Raw genomic sequence first — 21692 nt, 5'->3', positions numbered from 1 at the left:
TATAATCCAGTTAACGGGGAATGCGCCCTCGGTCACACCTTGATGAAATTTCCTGAAGCCGTACGGTGCGGCGCATTTGCGCGGTCTACGTTTAATAAGGGAGATATTTTTACGGCACGGCTGCCGCTAAATTTCATTGCGACAGGAGTAACTCTTATGAGCAAAAATTTTGCCCGCAGCAGCCTGTGTGCGCTCGGCATGACTATCATGACAGCGCAAGCCGCAGAACCCCCCAAGGCCATTGGCGACGGGGAAGGCCGACTGGATATTATCGCCTGGCCGGGATACATCGAGCGGGGACAGACGGATAAAAACTACGACTGGGTCACCCAGTTTGAAAAAGAGACCGGGTGTGCGGTCAACGTCAAAACGGCAGCCACGTCGGATGAAATGGTCAGCCTGATGGCGAAAGGGGGATACGATCTGGTCACCGCCTCGGGTGACGCCTCCCTGCGACTGATCATGGGCAAACGCGTCCAGCCGATTAACCCCGACCTCATCCCCAACTGGAAAACCCTCGACGAACGGATTGTGAAAGGAGAATGGTTTAACGTCGGGGGCAAGGTCTACGGTACGCCGTACCAGTGGGGGCCAAACCTGCTGATGTACAACACCAAAACCTTCCCGACGCCGCCGGACAGCTGGAGCGTGGTCTTTACTAAACAGGATCTGCCGGACGGTAAAACCAATCAGGGACGCGTACAGGCGTATGACGGCCCGATTTACATCGCCGATGCGGCGCTGTTCGTCAAAGCCACGCAGCCGCAGCTGGGTATTAAAGACCCGTACCAGCTCACCGAAGCACAGTATGCCGCCGTGCTTAAGGTGCTTCGCGACCAGCATGCCCTGATCCACCGCTACTGGCACGACACCACCGTCCAGATGAGCGACTTCAAAAATGAAGGCGTCGTGGCCTCCAGCGCCTGGCCGTATCAGGCGAATGCCCTGAAGGCCGAGAACCAGCCCATTGCTACCGTCTTCCCGAAAGAGGGGGTAACCGGCTGGGCGGACACCACCATGCTCCACGCGCAGGCTAAACACCCGATGTGCGCCTACAAATGGATGAACTGGTCGCTGACGCCGAAAGTGCAGGGCGATCTGGCAGCATGGTTTGGTTCCCTGCCCGTGGTTCCGGAAGGGTGTAAAGCCAGCACGCTGTTGGGCGATAAAGGCTGCGAAACAAACGGTTATAACGAGTTCGACAAAATCATGTTCTGGAAAACCCCCATCGCAGAAGGCGGCAAATTTGTCCCTTACAGCCGCTGGACGCAGGATTACATCGCCATCATGGGCGGTCGTTAATTGCCCGGGAGCAGAACATGACGTACGCGGTCGAGTTTAACAATGTTTCCCGCCTGTACGGCGACGTCCGGGCGGTGGATGGGGTCACCATTGCGATTCGTGACGGAGAGTTTTTCTCCATGCTGGGGCCTTCGGGCTCTGGCAAAACCACCTGCCTGCGTCTGATCGCCGGCTTCGAACAGCTGTCAGGCGGCACGATCTCTATCTTTGGCAAAGAGGCGAGCGAGCTGCCTCCCTGGGAGCGGGATGTAAACACCGTGTTTCAGGACTACGCGCTGTTCCCGCATATGTCGATCCTCGACAATGTCGCCTACGGGCTAATGGTCAAAGGCGTCGACAAGAAAAAACGCCATGCCCAGGCCCGTGATGCCCTGGAAAAAGTGGGCCTCAGCTTTGCCGTTGCCCGCAAACCTTCTCAACTTTCCGGCGGCCAGCGTCAGCGTGTCGCCATTGCCCGCGCGCTGGTGAATGAACCGCGCGTCCTGCTGCTGGACGAGCCTTTAGGGGCGCTCGATCTCAAGCTGCGGGAACAGATGCAGTTTGAGCTGAAGAAGCTTCAGCAGGAACTTGGTATCACCTTTATTTTTGTCACCCACGATCAGGGCGAGGCCCTTTCCATGTCAGATCGGGTGGCGGTGTTCAATAACGGGCGCATCGAGCAGGTGGATACCCCGCGCGATCTCTACATGCGTCCACGCACGCCGTTTGTTGCCGGTTTTGTCGGCACCTCTAACGTCTTCGATGCGGGCCTTGCGCAGAAAATATGCGGCATGGAAGGCAGCTATTCCCTGCGCCCGGAACATATTCGCCTTAATGAGGGCGGAGACGTTCAGGTTCAGGGCGTCGTGCAGGCCGTTCAGTATCAGGGGGCGGCCACGCGTCTGGAGCTAAAGCTCGCCGATGGTGCCAAACTGCTGGTGAGCCAGGCTAATCTCAGTGAAACCTCGTCGCTGAGCGGCATTGCGCCGGGGCAGGCGGTCATGGCGTCATGGTCACGCGAGGCGATGATTCGCCTGCACGAGGAGAGGTGAAATGGATATGAGTGTCGCGCATCCTCCCGCCTCGCGCGGCCGCTTAAGCCGCATGACCGCACTGTTCTGGCGCAAGCCGTCGCTCGGCCTGTTCCTGCTTCTGCTCGCGCCGCTGATGTGGTTTGGCATCGTCTATTTAGGATCGCTGCTGACGCTGCTGTGGCAGGGGTTTTACACCTTTGACGATTTCACCATGGCCGTCACGCCGGACCTGACCCTGGCGAACATTCTGGCGCTCTTCAACCCGGCAAACTACGACATCATCCTGCGCACGTTAACGATGGCGATTGCGGTGACCATTGCCAGCGCTATCCTGGCATTCCCGATGGCGTGGTACATGGCACGATTCACCCGCGGCAAGTGGAAAGCGTTTTTCTATATCGCCGTGATGCTGCCAATGTGGGCGAGCTACATCGTCAAAGCCTATGCCTGGACGCTGCTGCTGGCGAAGGACGGGGTAGCGCAGTGGTTTCTTAGTCATATGGGGCTGGAGCCGATCCTGACCTCACTCCTTACGCTCCCGTCAATTGGCGGCAACACCTTGTCCACCTCCGGGCTGGGACGGTTTCTGGTCTTCGTCTATATCTGGCTGCCGTTTATGATCCTGCCGGTCCAGGCGGCGCTGGAACGCCTGCCGGCCTCGCTGCTGCAGGCCTCAGCCGACCTTGGCGCGCGTCCTCGCCAGACTTTTCGCTATGTCGTTCTGCCGCTGGCCATTCCGGGCATTGCGGCGGGCTCAATCTTCACCTTTTCTCTGACGCTGGGAGATTTCATCGTTCCGCAGCTGGTGGGGCCGCCGGGCTACTTCATCGGTAACATGGTCTACTCGCAGCAGGGTGCCATTGGCAACATGCCCATGGCCGCCGCGTTCACGCTGGTGCCCATCGTGCTGATTTCTCTTTATCTGGCGTTCGTGAAACGTCTGGGAGCATTCGATGCACTCTGAACGCGCACCGCTGTTCCTGAAAGTGGCAGCGTGGGGAGGCGTCATCTTCCTGCACTTCCCGCTGCTGATTATCGCGACCTACGCCTTCAACACCGAAGACGCTGCCTTCAGCTTTCCGCCGCAGGGGCTGACGCTGAAGTGGTTTAGCGTGGCGGCGGGGCGCGGCGATATCATCGAATCCGTGACGTTGTCACTTCAAATTGCGGCGCTATCTACCGCAATTGCCCTTGTGCTTGGCACGCTTGCTGCAGCGGCGCTGTGGCGAAGCGAGTTTTTTGGCAAGAATGCGATTTCGCTGTTGCTGCTGTTGCCGATTGCATTACCGGGGATCATCACCGGTCTGGCGCTGCTGACGGCCTTCAAAACGATCAACCTTGAGCCGGGGTTTTTCACCATCGTGGTCGGACACGCCACCTTTTGCGTGGTAGTGGTGTTTAACAACGTGATTGCCCGATTCAGACGCACCTCCTGGAGCCTGGTGGAAGCGTCGATGGATCTCGGGGCCGACGGATGGCAAACCTTCCGCTATGTGGTGCTGCCCAATCTGGGTTCCGCGCTGCTGGCCGGGGGAATGCTGGCGTTTGCCCTGTCGTTTGACGAGATCATCGTCACGACATTTACCGCGGGACACGAGCGCACGTTACCGCTGTGGTTGCTCAATCAGCTCGGGCGTCCACGCGACGTGCCGGTCACCAACGTCGTTGCTCTGCTGGTGATGCTGGTGACAACTCTCCCCATTCTGGGAGCCTGGTGGCTCACCCGCGACGGCGAGAACATCGCTGGTGGCGGGAAATAACTTCGATTTAAACAGGACAACGCTATGCAAAACCAACTGCTGATTAATGGTGAACTGATTACTGGCGAAGGGGAAAAGCAGCCGGTTTACAATCCCGCCACCGGAGAAGTGCTGCTGGACATCGCTGAAGCCTCTGCCGCGCAGGTCGATGCTGCCGTTCGGGCTGCCGATCGTGCCTTTATCGAGTGGGGGCAAACCACCCCGAAAGCCCGTGCAGAGTGCTTACTGAAACTGGCTGACGCCATCGAAGAACATGCCGACACTTTCGCGAAGCTGGAATCCCTCAACTGCGGCAAGCCACTGCACTGCGCTCTGGGTGATGAAATTCCGGCGGTGGTGGACGTTTTCCGCTTCTTTGCCGGGGCGGCCCGCTGCCTGAACGGCCTGGCAGCGGGGGAATACCTTGAAGGACACACCTCGATGATTCGCCGTGACCCGGTGGGCGTGGTTGCCTCTATTGCACCATGGAACTATCCGCTGATGATGGCGGCGTGGAAGCTCGCGCCCGCGCTGGCGGCAGGAAACTGCGTGGTGATTAAGCCCTCAGAGATCACCCCGCTGACCGCGCTGAAGCTGGGAGAACTGGCAAAAGATATCTTCCCGGCAGGCGTTCTGAACGTGCTGTTTGGGCGGGGGAAAACGGTCGGCGATCCGCTGACCGGGCATGAAAAAGTCCGCATGGTTTCGCTGACCGGTTCGATTGCGACCGGGGAACATATCATCGGCCATACGGCGTCCTCCATTAAACGCACCCACATGGAGCTGGGCGGTAAAGCGCCGGTTATTGTCTTTGATGATGCCGACCTGGATGCGGTTGTCGAAGGGGTGCGGACGTTTGGTTTCTACAATGCCGGACAGGACTGTACGGCGGCCTGTCGTATTTATGCCCAGAAAGGCATTTATGCCGCGCTGGTGGAAAAGCTGGGCGCAGCGGTCGCCAGCCTTAAAATGGGTGCACCGGAGGATGCCTCTACCGAACTAGGACCGCTCAGCTCGGCCGCCCATCTTTCTCGCGTCTGTCAGGCCGTCGATGAAGCGAAAGCGCTCGGCCATATCCGGGTTGTCACCGGCGGGAGCAAAAAAGAGGGGGCAGGCTACTACTTCCAGCCAACCCTGCTGGCGGGGGCAAAACAGGACGACGCCATCGTTCAGCGCGAGGTGTTTGGCCCGGTGGTGAGCGTCACCGAGTTTGACGACGAGGCGCAGGTGCTGGCCTGGGCGAACGATTCGCAATACGGCCTGGCGTCATCGGTCTGGACGAAAGACGTGGGCCGCGCTCATCGCCTGAGCGCGCGCCTGCAGTACGGCTGCACCTGGGTGAATACCCATTTTATGCTGGTGAGCGAAATGCCGCACGGCGGCATGAAATTATCCGGCTACGGCAAAGATATGTCGGTCTACGGGCTTGAGGATTATACGGTCGTGCGGCATGTGATGATCAAACACTAATCCGCTCAGCCTGGTCGCATTTGCGGCCAGGCGCTCTCCTTGCCCGCCACATGTGTTACGTAAGATACTCAATTGTTATTAGCCATAATTTTTAAGTGGTTATTCTGTAACGAAAAAACTTGATCTGTGTCAACATATGACGCATATTGCGTGCGGTTATTTTTTCGGCTCCGGTATACAGAATGACGTTGTATCAAAAGATGTTGGTTTTTTACGCAATCATGGCTTCCATCTGCGCATTAATCACCTGGTTCCTCTCCAAAGACCGCAAACGTATCCGCCTGCTCAGCGCTTTCCTGGTGGGGTCAACCTGGCCAATGAGCTTTCCCGTTGCGCTGCTGGTCTCGCTTTTCTGAAGCACGCTTCCAGTTTTAAAAGATGAACATAGCATTCCTGATGCGATGACTGTATAAATACACAGTGCATCATAAAAGGAGTGCTTATGAACAGTTTTTACTCGCAGCAGGCCGGTTGCACCGTGCGCTGGCACGACTTGCCCGGTACCGGCGATCCCGTGGTGTTCATTCACGGGCTGGGCTGCGCCTCTTCCTATGAATATCCCCGCGTCGTTCGTGACCCGCTGTTTGGCGAACGCAGAGCGATTCTCATCGACTTGCCCGGCAGCGGCTACAGCGATAAGCCTGAGCACTACAGCTATAAAACCACTGACCAGGCCCACGTTGTCGCGGAACTGATTGACCATCTTGAGCTGGATGCCTTCTGGTTATACGGCCACAGCATGGGCGGCAGTATTGCTATCGAAACGGCAGGGCTGCTGGCAACGCGCGTGAAGGGACTGATGGTGTCAGAGCCCAATTTTCACGCGGGTGGGGGCATGTTCAGCCGGTCTATAGCGGCGCAAACCGAGCAGCAGTTTCTGCAGCAAGGTTATGACGCCATGCTCAGCTCAGAAAAAACGGCGTGGGCAGGGTGCCTGCAGAGCAATGCCGCTTATGCCGTCTGGCGCGGTGCATCCAGTCTGGTGGCGGGCGTTGAACCGGAATGGGAAGCGCAGTTCCTGTCACTTCCTTGCCCGGTGACGCTGATTTTCGGCGAGCTCTCTCTGCCGGATGACGATGTGGAAAATCTAGAGCAGAAGGGTGTTGAGGTAAAAATTATCCCTGCGGCGGGGCATTCAATGTCGTGGGAAAACCCGTCTGCGCTGGCACAGACGTTAGCTGAGTGTATGACGGTGTGATCGTTGTGCAATTTATTATCGTTGCAAAATGTAGGCCGGGTAAGCGCAGCGCCACCCGGCAAGAAGGGCGGCTACTTTATTAAAGCCCGCAGTGCCTGACGTGCGTCAGGCTGAACATCATGCGGATGCTGGTAATCAATGTTCTCTATCGCGCGGCTATAGAGGGCGACCAGCCAGTCGTAAACGTACGCGGTGGCCGCATGCACAGGCTGTTCTCCCAGGCGCGTCAGACGAGGCACGGCGCTGCTGACCACTGGCGTGACGAAGATGGCCTGGCCCTTGCGGATGCGGCTTGCCGGACGTACCGCCACGGGCGTCTGGTCGTAACCCAGCCAGCCAATGAAATTGCCCATCACGGCATGCAGTTGCGCAGCGCTACTTTTATCCGCTTCGACGATACGCTGAAGCTGTTGAGGCAGATCAAGCCGGTAGCTGGTGGTCACCAGCACATCCGCGATTTGCTGTAACACCGCAGATTCCAGCCCAAGGCGGACGGCCGCTGCCTCATTGCGGCTCCACTGGCGCAGATGATTTATCCAGACTCTGTGCGCCAGTCGCGCTTTGTCTTTTGTCTGGAACAGGCCGTTGCTTTCCTGTGCATTCTCGGCAAACAGGTCAATGGTGTCCGTAAACAGCCCGTTCACCTGCTCCTCGCGAGGTTGCTGAACGGCGAGCAGCGTTTCAAAGGCCTTCAGCGGCGGCAGCAGGCCTTCAAGCAGTTCGCCGTGGCGGGCGGCGCTGCTTTGCAGCGTGCGCACCATGTTTTCGGCCTGAGCACGTCTTGTCCCTGGCTCCTCAACCAGCGGCGTCAGATAGCTTTGCATCAGCGATGAGAGCTCCTGTCGCAGCAGGCCTTTCAGCGTGCTGAGACGCTTCTGTCGCTGCGCGGGCAGCGTGGCCTGAGACAGCCACTCGATGACGCGCTGCATGCTGTGGCTGTCCAGGGCCTGCAGCGTGCCCCAGCGTAAGCCCGGCTTACCGAGCAAATGCTGTACGGCTTCGTCGAGGTTCTGCCGGGTAGTAAAGCGGGCGTCATGCGGGGTGATCGCCCACACCAGACCTGGAAGGGCAGACTCTTCAGCAGGCTGCGTCTCCTTCACCCAGTTCATCAACACTTTTGCTTTTTTGGCCGTCTGTTCGTGCTGCGCCGTCGCGTTACAAATCACCAGCACATCAGGTTGAAGCTGTTGACGGTAATGCTCGAGCAGCCACTGGGATTTCGCCTGGCGTAGCGGGTCGGCACGGTTATCTTCAAAAACCGGAATATCAATAATATCGACGTTATCCAGCGCGCCGTTCTCAACCGGCAACACCAGTTCGCGGGTCAGGAAGGCCAGTACATCGACGGGGATACTGATGGCGTTAAGCATTTCACCGCTATTCAGCGGATGAAGCAGCGTCTCCTGCGCGTCCTGAAGGTCTAACGTGCCGTCGTGCGTCAGGAATCCTTCACCCGGCAGCCCAAAGCTGTCCACCAGCAGGCTAAGCGGGGCAGCAAGATCGCTGACATGGCTGGTCTGGTGCAGCACATGTGCCAGTTTTAACCACTGCTGGGTCAACTCCTGCTGCTCGCCCCACAGCAGGGACCAGACGCTGGCCCGCGTGCTGAGATCGAGCGATGGCACCAGCTGGGCAAACTCATACCAGAGGGCATCATCAATTTGCTGTTTCGCTGCGGGTACGGTGCTTTGCCAGAAGCGGGCAATCGCTCCCACCTCCTGAGCAGTGATACCGGGCACGCCCTGCGGCTGGCGCAGCCCGCGCCATTTCTCCAGACGTGTCTCAATGACCGCCTTATCCACCGCGCGCATCTGCGGGTGCAGGGTCGTGCGGGCAATAAACAGCTGTACCAGCTCGGCCTCGGTGACCAGACGCAGACGCAGCGGGAACGCCTCATCAGCCACCTCCGGGGTTTCCCGGGTGAAGCGGACGGCCATGTTGGTCAGGGCATGTCCCGGATTGATATGCGAAAAATAGTCAAAGGTGCGCTGGCCTGGCGTCACGTTAAGGCGTCCATTGCCGCTGCCGCACAGAGACAGCAGCAGGTGCGCTTTCGCGCTCTGCGAATGACCGTAAAGCCCAATGCTGCTCTGGCGAGTCATGGCGCGTTCAATGGCCTGCTCCCGCGCCTGCGCCGCGTTGATGCGAGCAAGCAGGGCGTCAGCATCGTTATCCAGCACTGGGGCGTTCAGGCGCGTCTCATTAATCCACCCGATTAAGGCCTGAGTGGTGGTCGTGGTCGCTGTCATTTCAGGTATACGCTCCCGCTGTCGATCCAGTAGTGGCTGCCGCTGTGTCGGCGGTCGGCCAAAGTATTCAGTTTGAAGGTTAGTGCGTCAGGCGCAACCGGCGTGCCGTCCTGCAGCCAGGCGTCGCTCAGCTCGAAGGCTTCCGGGCCTTCCTGCTTGCTGCCGCCGCAGAGTTTCAGCCGCACGTTCAGCACGCCGTCACCGGCAATGGCTTTGGCCAGTTCAGCCGAGTTAATGCTGAGCGTGTAGAGCGGCGTGGCAGGCCAGCGCGCGTTTGCCAGCTGGCGGAAGCCGAGAGTGACGTTACCGCGCAGCGGGAAGTGCAGACGCGCGTCAAGCTTCGCGCCGGGCTTATCGAGATCGATATCCTGATACCAGACGTTTTCCTCGCGCAGGGTATTGACGGTGTTATCCAGCACGCCGAGATAGCGCACGGTGGAATACGCGCCAATGTCCGCGGCTTTAAAGTTGAAGCGCGGCAGACGCAGATCGAGCGCCAGGCTGCAGAGCATGGCGCCCACCGCGGCTGTCGATTTAGGGTTGCCAATGCGCCCCTGCTGGCTGAACGGATACCACTCGTGCACCTGGTATTTATCCAGCCAGACGATGCGATTGACCGGCACCGGCTGCAGGTGGCGAATGAGCGCCTGAACCCCAGGCAGGCAGCCGGGGCGTCCGGTGATCAGCAGAATATCGCAGCTGTAATGGGAAATCGCCTCACACACCGCGTGGAGCGGGGAGGCCAGCGTAAACTGCCCGGCCAGCATCGCATCCTGCATTTCGCGGAAGTTCACATGCAGCGGCACCGCGAACAGATCGAAAGCGTCTGAACCCGCAGGCAGGGCATGATCGATCGCCTGCTGCAGGTAATTCATCACGTTGCGGGTCGGCTTCTGCGGCAGCAGATCGCCAAAGGTGGCATGCAGACCGGCCAGCGGATCGTCAACGTCGCTGGATTCCCATCCGGCAAGAATGGCATGGCCAATTGGCATAAAGAGCTGCAGCGCCGTTTGCTGACGCAGCACGGCCTGGGTATCAATGCGCCCGGAGTCACCGAACAGCGAGGCCATCAGCAGCGAGGCATCCGCGATACCGGATTTCTGCAGCTGCGTTTGCAGAGCGGGCAACACGTAGCGCTGAATCACGTCCAGAAGCGTATCGTCACCCGCGACCTTAAAGCCTTCACGGAACAGCAGCTGCGGGGTGATTTTGACGTTATTGCCGGAACCGTCGTCCAGTTGGTAATGGGTGATCGCCATATCCGTTGTCCCGCCGCCAATGTCGATGGACGCGACGCGCAGCGCGCGTCCCGGCTGGCTACCCGGCTCAGGCTCACGGTCCGGGCGGGCCAGGGAGGCGAAGAAGGCTTCGGTCTGACCGCCAAAGCGGGAGATGGCTTCGTTATACAGCCAGACCAGCTGACCGCAGCTGGCTTCATCCCACTCCATCTGGATTTCAGGTACCGGCACCACGCTTTTTTCCTGCTGTTTGCGGGTGACAAAATCCTCATCCTGCGGGTGCCAGCCCATCGCTTTCCAGACAATGGCGATGGCTTCAAACATGCGGCGACGGAAAATCTCGCGCTCCTGCTTTGGCATGGCCGAGGGCAGAGTCAGGATCAGGGTGCGCAACTGGCGCGGCGATGCCGGGAAGCCCAGACGCAAGCGCGTGGCGACGCTGTTGATCTGTCCCAGCGCCTGCGCCAGCAGCTCGCACAGCATGTGCGTCATCAGGGTGCTGCGGCTGTACTGCGGCGAGAAGACCGGCAGGCGCTCGTCCTGCGGCAGCGTGAAGAGCGGCTCGCCGTCATCGTTCATCAGGTTCATCAGCGGGAATGCGGTGGCAAGCGGTTCACGCTGGGTCTTGCTGTTCATCTGGCTAAAGCGCCAGTCCTGCACGACCGGCGTTTCATCCCACAGGTAGCGACGCGGGCTGGAGATACCGCTGTTGCCTTCGGTTCCCAGACGCTGCATCGCCAGCTTGCGGGCTTCATCACCGACGCGCACAATCGACGGCCAGACAAAGGCATCTTCGCGACCGCTTTCAACCGAGAAGTGCTGCTTGCCAAAACGCGCTTCCGAAAACTCGAGACGGCTGGTGAACAGCGGTTCGTTCAGGAACTGCGGCTCGCTGAGCGAGCGAACCTGCAGCTCGGCGGTCTGGCGCAGCCCATCGTTCGCATCGCCGTGGTCTTCAATAATGACGCCGCAGGTGTGGGTATTACCCACGTCGAGGATCAGGTCAACCGGAATGGCTGGCGTGCTGAGCGTATGGGTAACAAATTTCACTTCCGGCACGGTGAGCTGTTCACCGAGCATGGTCAGCACGTTGAGCCAGTGGGCCTGATACTCAAATCCGCGCATCGCCTGCTGGAGATCGCGTTCTGAGCGGTTTTCAACGCCGTCGGCATACTGGGTAAAGGCCTCGCGCAGCCAGCCGTCAATCCAGGTCTGATCGAGGAAACTTTCTACCTCGTTATCGCGCCAGGCCAGCGCGAAACGGGTCCCGTTGAGAATATCGTTTTCAACCGGGGACAAGGCTGACGTGGCGTGTTCAGCGATCTGGCTGTCAAGGGCGAGAGTGACGCGGTGCGTATTGCCTGCCGTATCGGGCGTATCAAGCCTGCGCACCTGAACGCGTGCCCAGTTATCCGGCCCCTCAACAAAGGTTCGCGGTGGGTTAAAGCGCAGGAACGGAACCGGAAGCCAGACGCCGTCCAGCACCGTCAGAGACTGATGCAGCGGGATGGTAGTTTCCGGTTTGACCACTTCAGGCTGCCCGCCGTTCGTTCCCGGCAGGGTATAGCGACCGTTGACCAGGTCGAAATCGAGGCGCAACAGCGGGCCGTTCGCGGTTTTACGTACGAAGCGCCCGTTGCTGGCGGTGTCCTGCGGCGTCAGACCGAAATCAAGGAACTGCACGCCGCTGTTGGCAATAAGCGTGACGCTTTGTTTATAGTCGCAAAGATTAACCAGCATAGGATCAGGCACCTGCTTTCTTGAACGTCAGTGGGACGACGGTGTTGGCATCATAACGGGCGCGACAATCCGCGATATCGCTGGTGCCGGCTTTACAGGCAACCTCCGGCATTGGGTAGCGGGAACCGTCGGTGCAGCGGGCGGTTCCGCGACTTTTAATCATCAGCTCGCCATTGCTGTGCAGCCCGGAAAAGACCTCCGCACGGCAGACCACGTTATCGCCATGGACAACCCGGGCGAAACCTTTGTTGTTCTGGATCTGATAGCGCATTGATGGCGGCTTGCCGGTGACCGGATCTTTCACGTCAAGAACCGCACGCCAGGTGCCGTTCAGGAAACGCGTCGATCCCGCTTTTACCTGATTCGCTTCCATCACCATGGCATCTTTCGGGATGGCGACAATCACCACCGGAGCGGCTGTTTGTGCAGGCGCCGGAACTGCTTCTTTTTCTTTGCTGGCCACGACCTCTGCCTGATGCAGCGGTAATTTCATCGCCAGTGGCTCAACCGCTTTGATCGGTTTTGGCGCAATCTCGACGGGCTCTGGTGCAGGCGCTGGAGCGGGCTCAGCGGAAGGCGACTGTTTTGGCCACAGCAGTGGAGCGGCAATGGCGGCGACGATCACGGCGGCAACCGGCAGCGTCCACAGGGGGACGCGGCGCTTTTTCGCGACAATCGCCGGGGGCGTTTCCTGAACGGCTTGCGCCACGACCGGGGCCGGTTCAGGCTCATACAGATCTTCCGGAGTAATGCGCACCACCATGGAAGGGGCGATCAGCGGCTCGTCAGCCTGTTCAAAGGTCACCAGCGGTTCTGGCTCAGGTTCCGGTTCAGGATCTTCAATGACAACGGGAGCAGGCTCAGGGACCAGCGATTCACGCAGGCAGTCGAGGACATCGTCGCGCGCACTCTCGTTCAGGTTTACAAACCCCCAGAAGCTGATGACCGGCTTCCCGTCTACCAGGAAGAGGAAGTTTTCACCCGGGAACTGAAACGCCTTCGACAGCAGAGAACCAAAAAGCTGCTGCGCGGTTTTGGGCGACTGCAGGCATTTCTTGCTCAACGACTCGACGCTGGCGAGCGTGTTTTCCAGATAGCGCAGGGCGCGATAACGGTCATCTTCATCGGCCGCTTTCCAGCTGGTTACGCTCCCTTCGACAGGGGAATACCAGTCCACGCGGTCACCGCTGTCGTTGACCTGAGGAATTGCCAGACAGTCGACGATGGCCTGTTGTTTGCGCAACCGGAGCGCTTCCCGGATTTGTAGCGCTGATTCGAAAACGGCTTGTCCGCCGCCGCCAACGGCCTGAAAGTCATCCAGATTACCGCTGCGTAAAAGAGTTTTTGCCACGATTTGATCCCATATACTTCTTCACACCATTACTTTAACGAAACGAGGAAGCAACCAAACGGGGGAAGAGACGCTAAAAGGGCCGATTTCTTGCGGCATAGAAAGTGACGGTTGTGCTTGACGAATAATGGCCCTCAAGGCAAATCACCTTTTTGGACGCTGGCGGTTAAAACAGCGAAAAAGGCGGCTTTAGAATAACCTGATAGTGTTTCGTTATTTGCCAGGTCATACCGCCTGTGCTGTTATTACTGTCTTATATAATAAAACTGTCAGGGTTATAACCATGTCTACAGGGAAAACACTGCTCGCCCTTGCGCTGAGCGCGCTGTTACCAGCCGGTGCCGCATGGGCGGCAAACAACGACACGCTTATTTACTGTTCAGAAGCGTCCCCCGAGTCCTTCAACCCGCAAATTGCCAGCTCAGGCCCGTCTTTTGTGGCCAGCTCTCAGGTACTGTACAACCGCCTGATCAATTTCGACCCGGTGAAAAACACCCCGGTGCCGTCGCTGGCGGAATCCTGGACGATTTCACCGGACGGCAAGACCTATACCTTTACCCTACGTAAAGGAGTGAAGTTCAACAGCAACAAATACTTCAAACCGACGCGCGACTTTAATGCTGATGACGTCATTTTCTCGGTCATGCGTCAGAAAGACCCTAAACACCCGTACCACAACGTGTCGCAGGGCAACTACGAATACTTTAACGATGTGGGTCTCGATAAGCTGATCCAGGACGTTAAAAAGGTCGATGATTACCACGTTCAGTTCACCCTGAGCGAGCCCAACGCCGCGTTCCTGGCCGACTGGGGGATGGATTTCGCCTCGATTCTCTCCGCTGAATACGCCGACGCGATGCTGAAAAAAGGCACGCCTGAGAACGTGGACACCTGGCCGATTGGTACCGGGCCTTACGTGCTGCAGCAGTACAAAGTGGATTCGCTGATCCGCTACGTTGCGAACCCGAACTATTGGGAAGGTGAAGTGCCGACGAAGCATCTCATCTTCTCCATTACGCCAAACGTGGAAACCCGACTGGCGAAGCTGCAGACCAACGAGTGCCAGATCATTCCTGCGCCGTCCCCGGTTCAGTTTGACGCCATCAAGAACAACAAAGACTTGACGCTGCACTCGGTCGATGCGCTGAACGTCGGTTATCTGGCGTTTAACACCGAGAAAAAGCCGTTTGATAACGTGCTGGTGCGTCAGGCGCTTAACTACGCGACCGACAAGAAGGCCATCGTTAATGCGGTCTTTATGGGATCGGGCACGGTGGCAAAATCGCCGATCCCGCCAAATATGCTGGGCTTCAATAAAGACCTGAAGGACTACAGCTACGATCCTGAAAAAGCGAAAGCCCTGCTGAAGCAGGCGGGCCTGGAGAAGGGCGCGGAAGTCACGCTGTGGTCAATGCCGGTTCAGCGTCCGTATAACCCGAACTCTCGTCGTATTGCGGAGATGATCCAGAGCGACTGGGCCAAAGTTGGCGTGAAGGCCAAAATTGTCTCCTACGAGTGGGGCGAATATCTCTCTGGAATGCGTAAAGGCGAACATGACTCCGCGCTGTTTGGCTGGATGTCCGACAACGGCGACCCGGACAACTTTGCCGACGTGCTGCTCGGCTGCAACAGCATTAAAACCGGCTCAAACGCCGCGCGCTGGTGCGATAAGGGGTATGATGCCCTGGTACAAAAAGCGAAGCTGACCAGCAGCCCGGCCGAGCGCGCGAAGCTCTATAGCCAAGCGCAGGAGATTTTCTATCAGCAGGCGCCGTGGATCGCGCTGGCCAACGGGAAAACGTTCTACGCGACCCGCAGCAACGTGACCGGGTACAGCGTAAGCCTGATGGGCAGCGATTTCTCGAAAGCGAAGCTGAACTGATCGTGTGCCCGGTGGCGCTGCGCTTACCGGGCCTACGGTTCCCCCTGTAGGCCGGGTAAGACGTAGACGCCACCCGGCAATTCACAAGGAGTGACAATGTCACATTTAAACGAAGTTACTGCCCGCGTCGATGCCGCCATCGAAGAGAGCGTCATCACCCACATGAACGAACTGCTGATTGAATTAAGCGATGATGCAGAGCTGAGCCGTGAAGATCGCTACACCCAGCAGCAGCGTCTGCGCACCGCGATTTCGCATCACGGTAAGCAGCATAAAGAAGAGATGGACGCGCGCGAGGAACAGCTGACGAAAGGCGGCACCATACTGTAACGATCAAAACTGGCGTCGCGCCACCAGCCAGGCCCCCACGACCAGCATCACCGCGCCGCACACCGGGCCAATCAGGGCGCGAAGCGGAATACCATGGCTCCTCAGCACGTCCAGCACCAGCCCGCCAATCAGCTGGCTTGCGACCAGCACGGCGATGGTCGTCGCCGCGCCAACGTTCTGATAGCCGCTGATGCTGGCAAACACGAAAAACGACCCCAGCAGCCCCGGGATAAGCGTCCACCAGCGCACCGTTGCGGCCAGCTCGCTGAATCCGGCCACGCCCTGTTTCAGCAGCAGAATGCTGACAAACAGCACAATGCCGACCAGCGAATTCAACAGCATCGCGATGAGAATGGTGGAGGAGGACTGGGTGATACGCACCATCAGGGTGTTTTGCACCACCAGACCGATGCCCGCCGCCACCAGAAACGCCAGCGTCAATGACTGATTCATGGGATAGCGTCCGGATCGCTGCGCTCGTCCAGCTGCAGCTGCATAAAGGTTAAGTCCAGCCAGCGGCCAAACTTGGTTCCCACCTGCGGCATTTGTCCGGTCGTCACAAAGCCGAGCGTCTCATGGAGATGAATCGAGGCATGGTTTTGCGCTTCAATGCCGGCCACCATCACGTGTTTACCGATGGCGCGGGCCTCGTTAATCAGCGCCTTCATCAGCGTGCGGCCAATCCCTTTGCCCTGATGGGCCGGGTGGACGTAGACCGAATGCTCAACCGTATGACGAAAACCGTCGAAGGCGCGCCAGTCGCCGAAAGAGGCGTAACCGGTGATGACACCGTCTTCTTCGCTCACCAGAACCGGATAACCCGCCAGCGTGCGCGCCTCAAACCACGCGATTCGGTTATCGGTATCGACGGTTTTATCGTTCCAGATCGCGGCAGTATGCAACACCGCGTGGTTGTAAATCTCGCCTATCGCAGCGCAGTCTTCTTTGCAGGCATGACGAACGATCATGATGAAGCCTCTGTGTGTTGTTCACTATAGTATTACGTTATCGCTACGATATTACACAACTGTATCCCCCGATCGCTACGGCATAAGCCATATTTTTTTGTTATCAAAAGCCCATTGAAATGCCGTTCATACACTATAGTATGACGTCATGAACACCATAACAGACACGATGAATCAACGGATTAGCGCAAGAATTCGCCTTGAACGCGAGTCTCGCGGGTGGTCCCTCAGCGAGCTTGCTGACCGGGCAGGGGTCTCGCGCGCGATGATCCACAAGATAGAGCGCGGAGACAGCAGCCCAACAGCCACCTTGCTTGCCCGCCTGTCTGGCGCGTTTGGCATCAGCATGTCAATGCTGATTGCCCGGGCCGAAATGCAGGAAGGCAAGCTGCTACGCCTGGCAAACCAGCCCGTCTGGCGCGATCCGCAGACGCACTACCTCCGCCGCCATGTTTCTCCCCGTACCGATCTGCCCATCGACCTGGTTCAGGTTGAACTGCCTGCGGGCAGCGATGTTCCTATGCCTGCCTCTTCTTACGCGCTGGCACGTCAGCTTATCTGGCTCCAGTCCGGTGAGCTGGTGTTTCAGGAGGGCGATACGCGCCACGAGATGCACGCCGGAGACTGTCTCGAGCTGGGGCCGCCGAATGACTGCCGGTTCATCAACGAGACGAATGAAACCTGCATCTATCTGGTTGTACGCCTCAACCAGTCTGGCTCGTAATGCTAATGCGATAACGCCGATCGTGAGCCAGGCTGTAATGATATTTGTACCAGAAGGAGATCCTGATGAACCAACCTGTTTCGCAAAATCGCCGCTGGGTACTGGCCTCTCGTCCACAGGGTGCGCCGGTCGCGGACAATTTTCGTCTGGAAACGCAGCCTGTTCCGGAACCGGGTGCGGGGCAGCTTTTGCTGCGTACCGTCTGGCTGTCGCTGGACCCTTATATGCGGGGTCGCATGAGCGATGCGCCATCCTATTCACCGCCGGTTGAGATCGGTGCTGTGATGGTGGGGGGAACGGTCAGCCGCGTTGAGCAGTCAAACCATCCCGACTTCAAAGCTGGCGAATGGGTGCTGGGCTACAGCGGCTGGCAGGAGTATGAACTCTCGGACGGCAGCGGCCTGGTGAAGCTGGGCGAAAATCCGTCTCATCCTTCCTGGGCGCTGGGCGTACTGGGTATGCCGGGCTTTACCGCCTATATGGGGCTGCTGGATATCGGGCAACCGAAAGCGGGTGAAACGCTGGTGGTGGCTGCGGCGACCGGCCCGGTTGGCGCGACAGTCGGGCAGATCGGCAAAATCAAAGGTTGCCGGGTGGTCGGCGTGGCCGGTGGCGCAGAGAAATGCCGCCATGCCGTTGAGGTTCTCGGCTTTGACCTGTGTCTGGATCACCATGCGGCGGATTTTGCCGACCAGCTCAAAGACGCCTGTCCGAAAGGCATTGATGTTTATTATGAAAACGTCGGCGGGAAAGTGTTTGACGCCGTTCTGCCGTTACTGAATACCTCTGCGCGCGTGCCTGTGTGTGGCCTGGTGAGCGGCTACAATGCGACGGGCTTGCCCGAAGGGCCAGATCGCCTCCCGCTCCTGATGGCGACCATCCTGAAGAAACGCATTCGTATGCAGGGCTTTATCATCGGCCAGGACTACGGGCACCGCATTCATGAGTTCCAGGAGGCGATGGGGCGCTGGGTGCAGGAGGGGAAAATCCACTATCGCGAACAGGTGACGGACGGGCTGGAAAACGCCCCCGAGGCGCTGATTGGCCTGCTGGAAGGACGAAACTTCGGCAAAGTCGTGATTCGCGTCGCGAGTGACAATAAATAAAGCGCACAATGGCGGGGTTTCCCGCCATATTTATTTGTGAAGATACGATATATTGTCTTTAATTACTGGACAGGGTTTTTCGCGCCATCATCCCGGATGAGGCCGAAAACGATAAAAAAATGATGTTTGCTTTTTTTGGCTGTTTTACGTACTTCCCACCACCAGGCATGACGATACAGGATATATCGTACCGGCGCCGTTTTATTAAAACTGGCGTTTAAAAATAGCATTAAGTTTTAGCTACAGGAATTCCACATGCTTGATTTGGATCACTTAGAAAAAGCCCAAAGGGTTAGCCTTACCATGCAGGTTGAACACAGTTTGAAAGGGGCGTTAATTACAGGTTCCCTCAAACCAGGAGCACGACTGATTACGAAAGAGATTGCTGATAAATTAGGCACCAGTATTACGCCGGTCCGCGAAGCGCTGCTGCGTCTGGTCTCCTCAGGCGCGCTTCACGCCACGCCAGCGCAGGCATTTCTGGTCCCTGAGGTGACGCTGGAGCGTTATAACGAGATTAACGCCATCAGAAAACAGCTTGAGCCGATGGCGGTTGCTGCTGCATGCCAGAATATGTCAGACGGCAAGCTGGAGGCGTTGCGCAAAATGTCAGAGGCCTTCCATGAGGCTATGCGCAATGGAAACGTTCAGCAGGCATTGCATGCAAATCGCATCTTCCGGTTTACGCTTTATCAATATGCGGAAATGCCTACGCTTAATGCCTTAATTGAACAGTTATGGGTGCGCATCGGACCCTGTATGAACTACCTGCATCAGGAACTTAACGACATCAAAACGTCAACGTATCACTATGATGAGCTTCTTTCAGCCCTTGAGCGGAGAGATGGGGATGCCAGCCAAAAGGCAATTGATAAGTTGATTGATGAAGCGGATTTTCTTTTACAGCGACAATATTTTAACTGAGAGATTATTTAACAGAGCGACTATATACTGCACCTAATTATTTATCTGGTGAATAACTCCTGATGGCAATAAGCCATCAGGAGGGTTATTTCATTAATAAAATAAACTTTTCTTTTTCTTACTCGAAGCGATAAGAGACCGACAGCCCGACGCCATAGTTACGGCCTGGTGCAGGTTCGTAATAACGGCCGTTGGACTCGTTGACAATAACCGAGCCCGCGTACTCTTTATCGAACAGGTTATCGACGCGGCCAAAGACATCCATTCCCCAGTTGCCGTAGTTAAACTTATACCCGGTATTCAACCCGACTACCGTGTACGACGGCGCTTTCGCGGTGTTTTCGTCGTCGGCCATGATGTCGCTCATGTAACGCACGTCCGTGCCCGCGTACCAGCCTTCCTCCGGCTGCCAGCCAAACGAGGCAAAGCCCATGTTGCGCGCAATCCCCGGCATGCGGTTACCGTTACAGTCTGCGTCACTGCAGACGTTAGTACGGTAGGTGGCATCCAGGTACGTCCACGCCATCTTCAGCTTCCAGTTCTCAGCGAACTGCTGATCCAGAGAAACTTCCACACCCTGACGGCGTGTTTTCCCGGCATTTTTATAGGTTGTGCGGCCGCCGGAACTGGAGTCCACCACGATCTCATCATCCGTATCGGTGCGGAACAACGCCGCCGTCAGCAGGCCGTTGCCGATGCGGGTTTTGCTGCCCACTTCATAGGTGTTGTTCGTGGATGGCTTCAGGCCAATATTCAGACCGCCCTGATTATCGGCACGGTAGGAGAGTTCGTTGATGGTTGGCGTTTCAAATCCACGCCCTGCGGCAGCGTAGAGGTTCCACCCGTCAGTCACCGCATACTTAACGGCGCCCGCCGGGAGCCACTTGTGATAGCTCGCGTCACCGCTGTCGTCGCCGTTGCCCGGCGTAACGTAATGGTCATTGGAATCAAACCAGACCGAACTGTAGCGGACACCCGCATCGACAGAGAGTTTCTGCGTCAGCTGCCAGTTGCTTTGCAGATAAGGATCGACGTTCCACATCAGGTTACGTTCGTCACGACGTTTATCGCCTTTGACGCCGTAGTCCGGCACGCCGTTGCTCATCACAAAGTTCTCGTAGCCGCGACGATCTTCACTCAGGTTTTCGTAGTTCAGACCGGTGGTAAAGGTCACCGGAACCAGCAGCTCGCCGCGGTGCGTCCAGCGGGTATCCACGCCCTGATAGTGGCGCTGCATATCAATCACCCCGCCGGAGTGAGTGGCTTTTAGCTGCGGCTGATACGGAATCGACTGGTACTGCGTCATTTCACGCTCGCCGGCGTACATCATTACGCTGAGGTCGTCCTGAGCGCTGAGCTGGCGATCGTAGCGCAGGCCGGCCTGGGTCTGTTTGATGGTCTTACGGGTGTTGTACTGATCGCCACGCGGAGACTGACGCGGATTATTCTGCCACTCCTGATAGCTCAGACCGCCCGGATCGTTGGCCTTCATGTCTACGCTGTTGAAGATTAGCGTCAGCTTGCTGACGTCATCAATACGCACGCCCAGCTTGGCGTTGGCCAGATTCTTCCGCGCGCCGCTGTGGTCGCGATAGCCCTGGGTGGTGAAACGGGTGGTGGAAACGGTGTAGTCCACATCGCCTGCGTGGGTGCCGTCGCCCATCGCACCGGTGGCCTTCATGCCGTAGCGCCAGGTACCGTAACTGCCGTAATAGCTGCTGGCTTCAATGGTTGGCGGCTGCTGCCCGGTCTGGGTGTTGATGTTAATCACGCCGCCAGAGGCGTTGCCATACAGGGCAGAGAAGGGGCCGCGCAGCACTTCAACGCTCTCCACGCTGGAGAGATCGATGTTGGAGGTCTGGCCCTGTCCGTCCGGCATGGTGGCAGGGATACCGTCGACGTACATACGGATACCGCGCACGCCAAACGTTGAGCGGGCGCCAAACCCACGCATCGAAAGCTGGAGATCCTGAGCATAGTTCTGGCGGTTCTGAATTTGCAGTCCCGGGACGCTGCCGAGGGATTCAGACAGGTTGATGCGAGGCGCGGCGTGGCGCATATCATCGCCATTGACGACGCTGACCGCGGCCGGGGTATCCAGCTCCGATACGGTTTGCGGCGTGGCGCTGACGATCATGGTCTGTTCTTCTGCGCTTATAGCGGTGAGCGGCGCGAAAGTAACGGGAACCAGCAGCAGCGGGAGAGAGGCCTTACGGGCAGAAATGATTTTCATGAATAAAACCGGTTGTGGTGTGTAAACGAACCAAATGGAACATGTCCATACATGTTAAAGGTTTTGTAAATGTTTTGAAAACTATAACCGCACATTGCGTTAATGAAAGGTGGTATGGGAAAGAAAAACTCCACATTCAGTTGATTAATGATTACTATTCTCATTATCAAAAGGCGATGCCATGACGTTGCCTGCCGGAAGTGATGTCAGCCCAACCCCCTCTTT

Annotated in this window: 18 protein-coding genes; 12 read left to right on the top strand and 6 right to left on the bottom strand. The window is 57.6% G+C overall.

Features of this window, described 5'->3' with window-relative positions; translation table 11 throughout:
• Window positions 1–156 precede the first annotated feature (156 nt).
• The 7 genes from ydcS (at window position 157) to OTG14_RS08185 (ending at window position 6722) form a co-directional block, all read left to right on the top strand.
• The gene (ydcS, locus tag OTG14_RS08215) at window positions 157–1302 is read left to right on the top strand and encodes a putative ABC transporter substrate-binding protein YdcS (RefSeq protein WP_024907240.1); all 1146 of its coding nucleotides are present in this window, start codon (window positions 157–159) and stop codon (window positions 1300–1302) included.
• 17 nt (window positions 1303–1319) lie between these two features.
• A complete protein-coding gene (locus OTG14_RS08210) occupies window positions 1320–2333 on the top strand; it encodes an ABC transporter ATP-binding protein (protein ID WP_090416751.1) in 1014 nt (337 codons plus the stop codon).
• Window positions 2334–2340: 7 nt separating this feature from the next.
• Window positions 2341–3279 carry an ABC transporter permease gene (locus tag OTG14_RS08205; RefSeq protein WP_425340241.1) on the top strand — a complete coding sequence of 313 codons (939 nt, stop codon included), beginning with the start codon at window positions 2341–2343 and terminating at the stop codon, window positions 3277–3279.
• On the top strand, window positions 3269–4075 hold the full coding sequence (locus OTG14_RS08200) for an ABC transporter permease (RefSeq protein ID WP_024907243.1): 807 nt from the start codon (window positions 3269–3271) through the stop codon (window positions 4073–4075). The genes OTG14_RS08205 and OTG14_RS08200 overlap by 11 nt, the downstream gene beginning before the upstream one ends.
• Window positions 4076–4099: 24 nt before the next feature.
• Window positions 4100–5524, top strand: a complete 1425-nt coding sequence (gene patD, locus OTG14_RS08195; RefSeq protein WP_267214902.1) for an aminobutyraldehyde dehydrogenase — start codon at window positions 4100–4102, stop codon at window positions 5522–5524.
• Window positions 5525–5706: 182 nt separating this feature from the next.
• Window positions 5707–5880, top strand: coding sequence for a GhoT/OrtT family toxin (locus OTG14_RS08190; protein WP_013096478.1), 174 nt, complete (start codon window positions 5707–5709; stop codon window positions 5878–5880).
• An 86-nt stretch (window positions 5881–5966) separates the two neighbouring features.
• On the top strand, window positions 5967–6722 hold the full coding sequence (locus OTG14_RS08185; RefSeq protein ID WP_267214901.1) for an alpha/beta fold hydrolase: 756 nt from the start codon (window positions 5967–5969) through the stop codon (window positions 6720–6722).
• Between the two features lie 71 nt (window positions 6723–6793).
• On the opposite strand, the gene OTG14_RS08180 is transcribed toward OTG14_RS08185, so the two are convergent.
• The 3 genes from OTG14_RS08180 to OTG14_RS08170 are packed head-to-tail and all read right to left on the bottom strand — an operon-like array spanning window position 6794 to window position 13300.
• A complete protein-coding gene (locus OTG14_RS08180; protein ID WP_267214900.1) occupies window positions 6794–8971 on the bottom strand; it encodes a virulence factor SrfC family protein in 2178 nt (725 codons plus the stop codon).
• Entirely contained in the window at window positions 8968–11949 is a 2982-nt protein-coding gene (locus OTG14_RS08175) for a virulence factor SrfB (protein WP_048991988.1), read from the bottom strand. Before OTG14_RS08175 ends, OTG14_RS08180 begins: the two co-directional genes overlap by 4 nt.
• Before the next feature lie 4 nt (window positions 11950–11953).
• Window positions 11954–13300 carry an SrfA family protein gene (locus OTG14_RS08170; protein ID WP_267214899.1) on the bottom strand — a complete coding sequence of 449 codons (1347 nt, stop codon included), beginning with the start codon at window positions 13298–13300 and terminating at the stop codon, window positions 11954–11956.
• A gap of 283 nt (window positions 13301–13583) precedes the next feature.
• Between OTG14_RS08170 and OTG14_RS08165 the strand changes: the two genes are divergently transcribed.
• Window positions 13584–15182, top strand: a complete 1599-nt coding sequence (locus tag OTG14_RS08165; protein ID WP_024907249.1) for an ABC transporter substrate-binding protein — start codon at window positions 13584–13586, stop codon at window positions 15180–15182.
• 96 nt (window positions 15183–15278) lie between these two features.
• A complete protein-coding gene (locus tag OTG14_RS08160) occupies window positions 15279–15512 on the top strand; it encodes a YdcY family protein (protein ID WP_032647472.1) in 234 nt (77 codons plus the stop codon).
• Between the two features lie 3 nt (window positions 15513–15515).
• Here the strand turns inward: OTG14_RS08160 and OTG14_RS08155 are convergent, their stop codons facing one another.
• Both OTG14_RS08155 and OTG14_RS08150 read right to left on the bottom strand, forming a co-directional pair.
• Window positions 15516–15965: a DMT family transporter gene (locus tag OTG14_RS08155; RefSeq protein WP_008501299.1), complete on the bottom strand. Its 450-nt coding sequence runs from the start codon at window positions 15963–15965 to the stop codon at window positions 15516–15518.
• Complete coding sequence (locus OTG14_RS08150) at window positions 15962–16480, bottom strand: GNAT family N-acetyltransferase (RefSeq protein WP_032647470.1); 519 nt, start codon at window positions 16478–16480, stop codon at window positions 15962–15964. Before OTG14_RS08150 ends, OTG14_RS08155 begins: the two co-directional genes overlap by 4 nt.
• A gap of 148 nt (window positions 16481–16628) precedes the next feature.
• Here OTG14_RS08150 and OTG14_RS08145 point away from each other — a divergent pair, with 148 nt between their 5' ends.
• The 3 genes from OTG14_RS08145 to OTG14_RS08135 all read left to right on the top strand — a co-directional run bounded on the left by OTG14_RS08145 (window position 16629) and on the right by OTG14_RS08135 (window position 19234).
• Window positions 16629–17204, top strand: a complete 576-nt coding sequence (locus OTG14_RS08145; RefSeq protein ID WP_267214898.1) for a helix-turn-helix domain-containing protein — start codon at window positions 16629–16631, stop codon at window positions 17202–17204.
• 65 nt (window positions 17205–17269) lie between these two features.
• The gene (locus OTG14_RS08140; protein WP_032647469.1) at window positions 17270–18310 is read left to right on the top strand and encodes an NADP-dependent oxidoreductase; all 1041 of its coding nucleotides are present in this window, start codon (window positions 17270–17272) and stop codon (window positions 18308–18310) included.
• A 255-nt stretch (window positions 18311–18565) separates the two neighbouring features.
• Entirely contained in the window at window positions 18566–19234 is a 669-nt protein-coding gene (locus OTG14_RS08135; protein WP_267214897.1) for a GntR family transcriptional regulator, read from the top strand.
• A 118-nt stretch (window positions 19235–19352) separates the two neighbouring features.
• On the opposite strand, the gene pqqU is transcribed toward OTG14_RS08135, so the two are convergent.
• Complete coding sequence (pqqU, locus tag OTG14_RS08130; RefSeq protein WP_267214896.1) at window positions 19353–21467, bottom strand: TonB-dependent receptor PqqU; 2115 nt, start codon at window positions 21465–21467, stop codon at window positions 19353–19355.
• Between the last annotated feature and the right edge of the window lie 225 nt (window positions 21468–21692).

The organism is Enterobacter pseudoroggenkampii (genome assembly GCF_026420145.1).
GTDB classification, from domain to species: domain Bacteria; phylum Pseudomonadota; class Gammaproteobacteria; order Enterobacterales; family Enterobacteriaceae; genus Enterobacter; species Enterobacter pseudoroggenkampii.
Note: the sequence above shows the minus strand (reverse complement) of the source record. Positions and strands in the feature narration are given on the sequence as shown.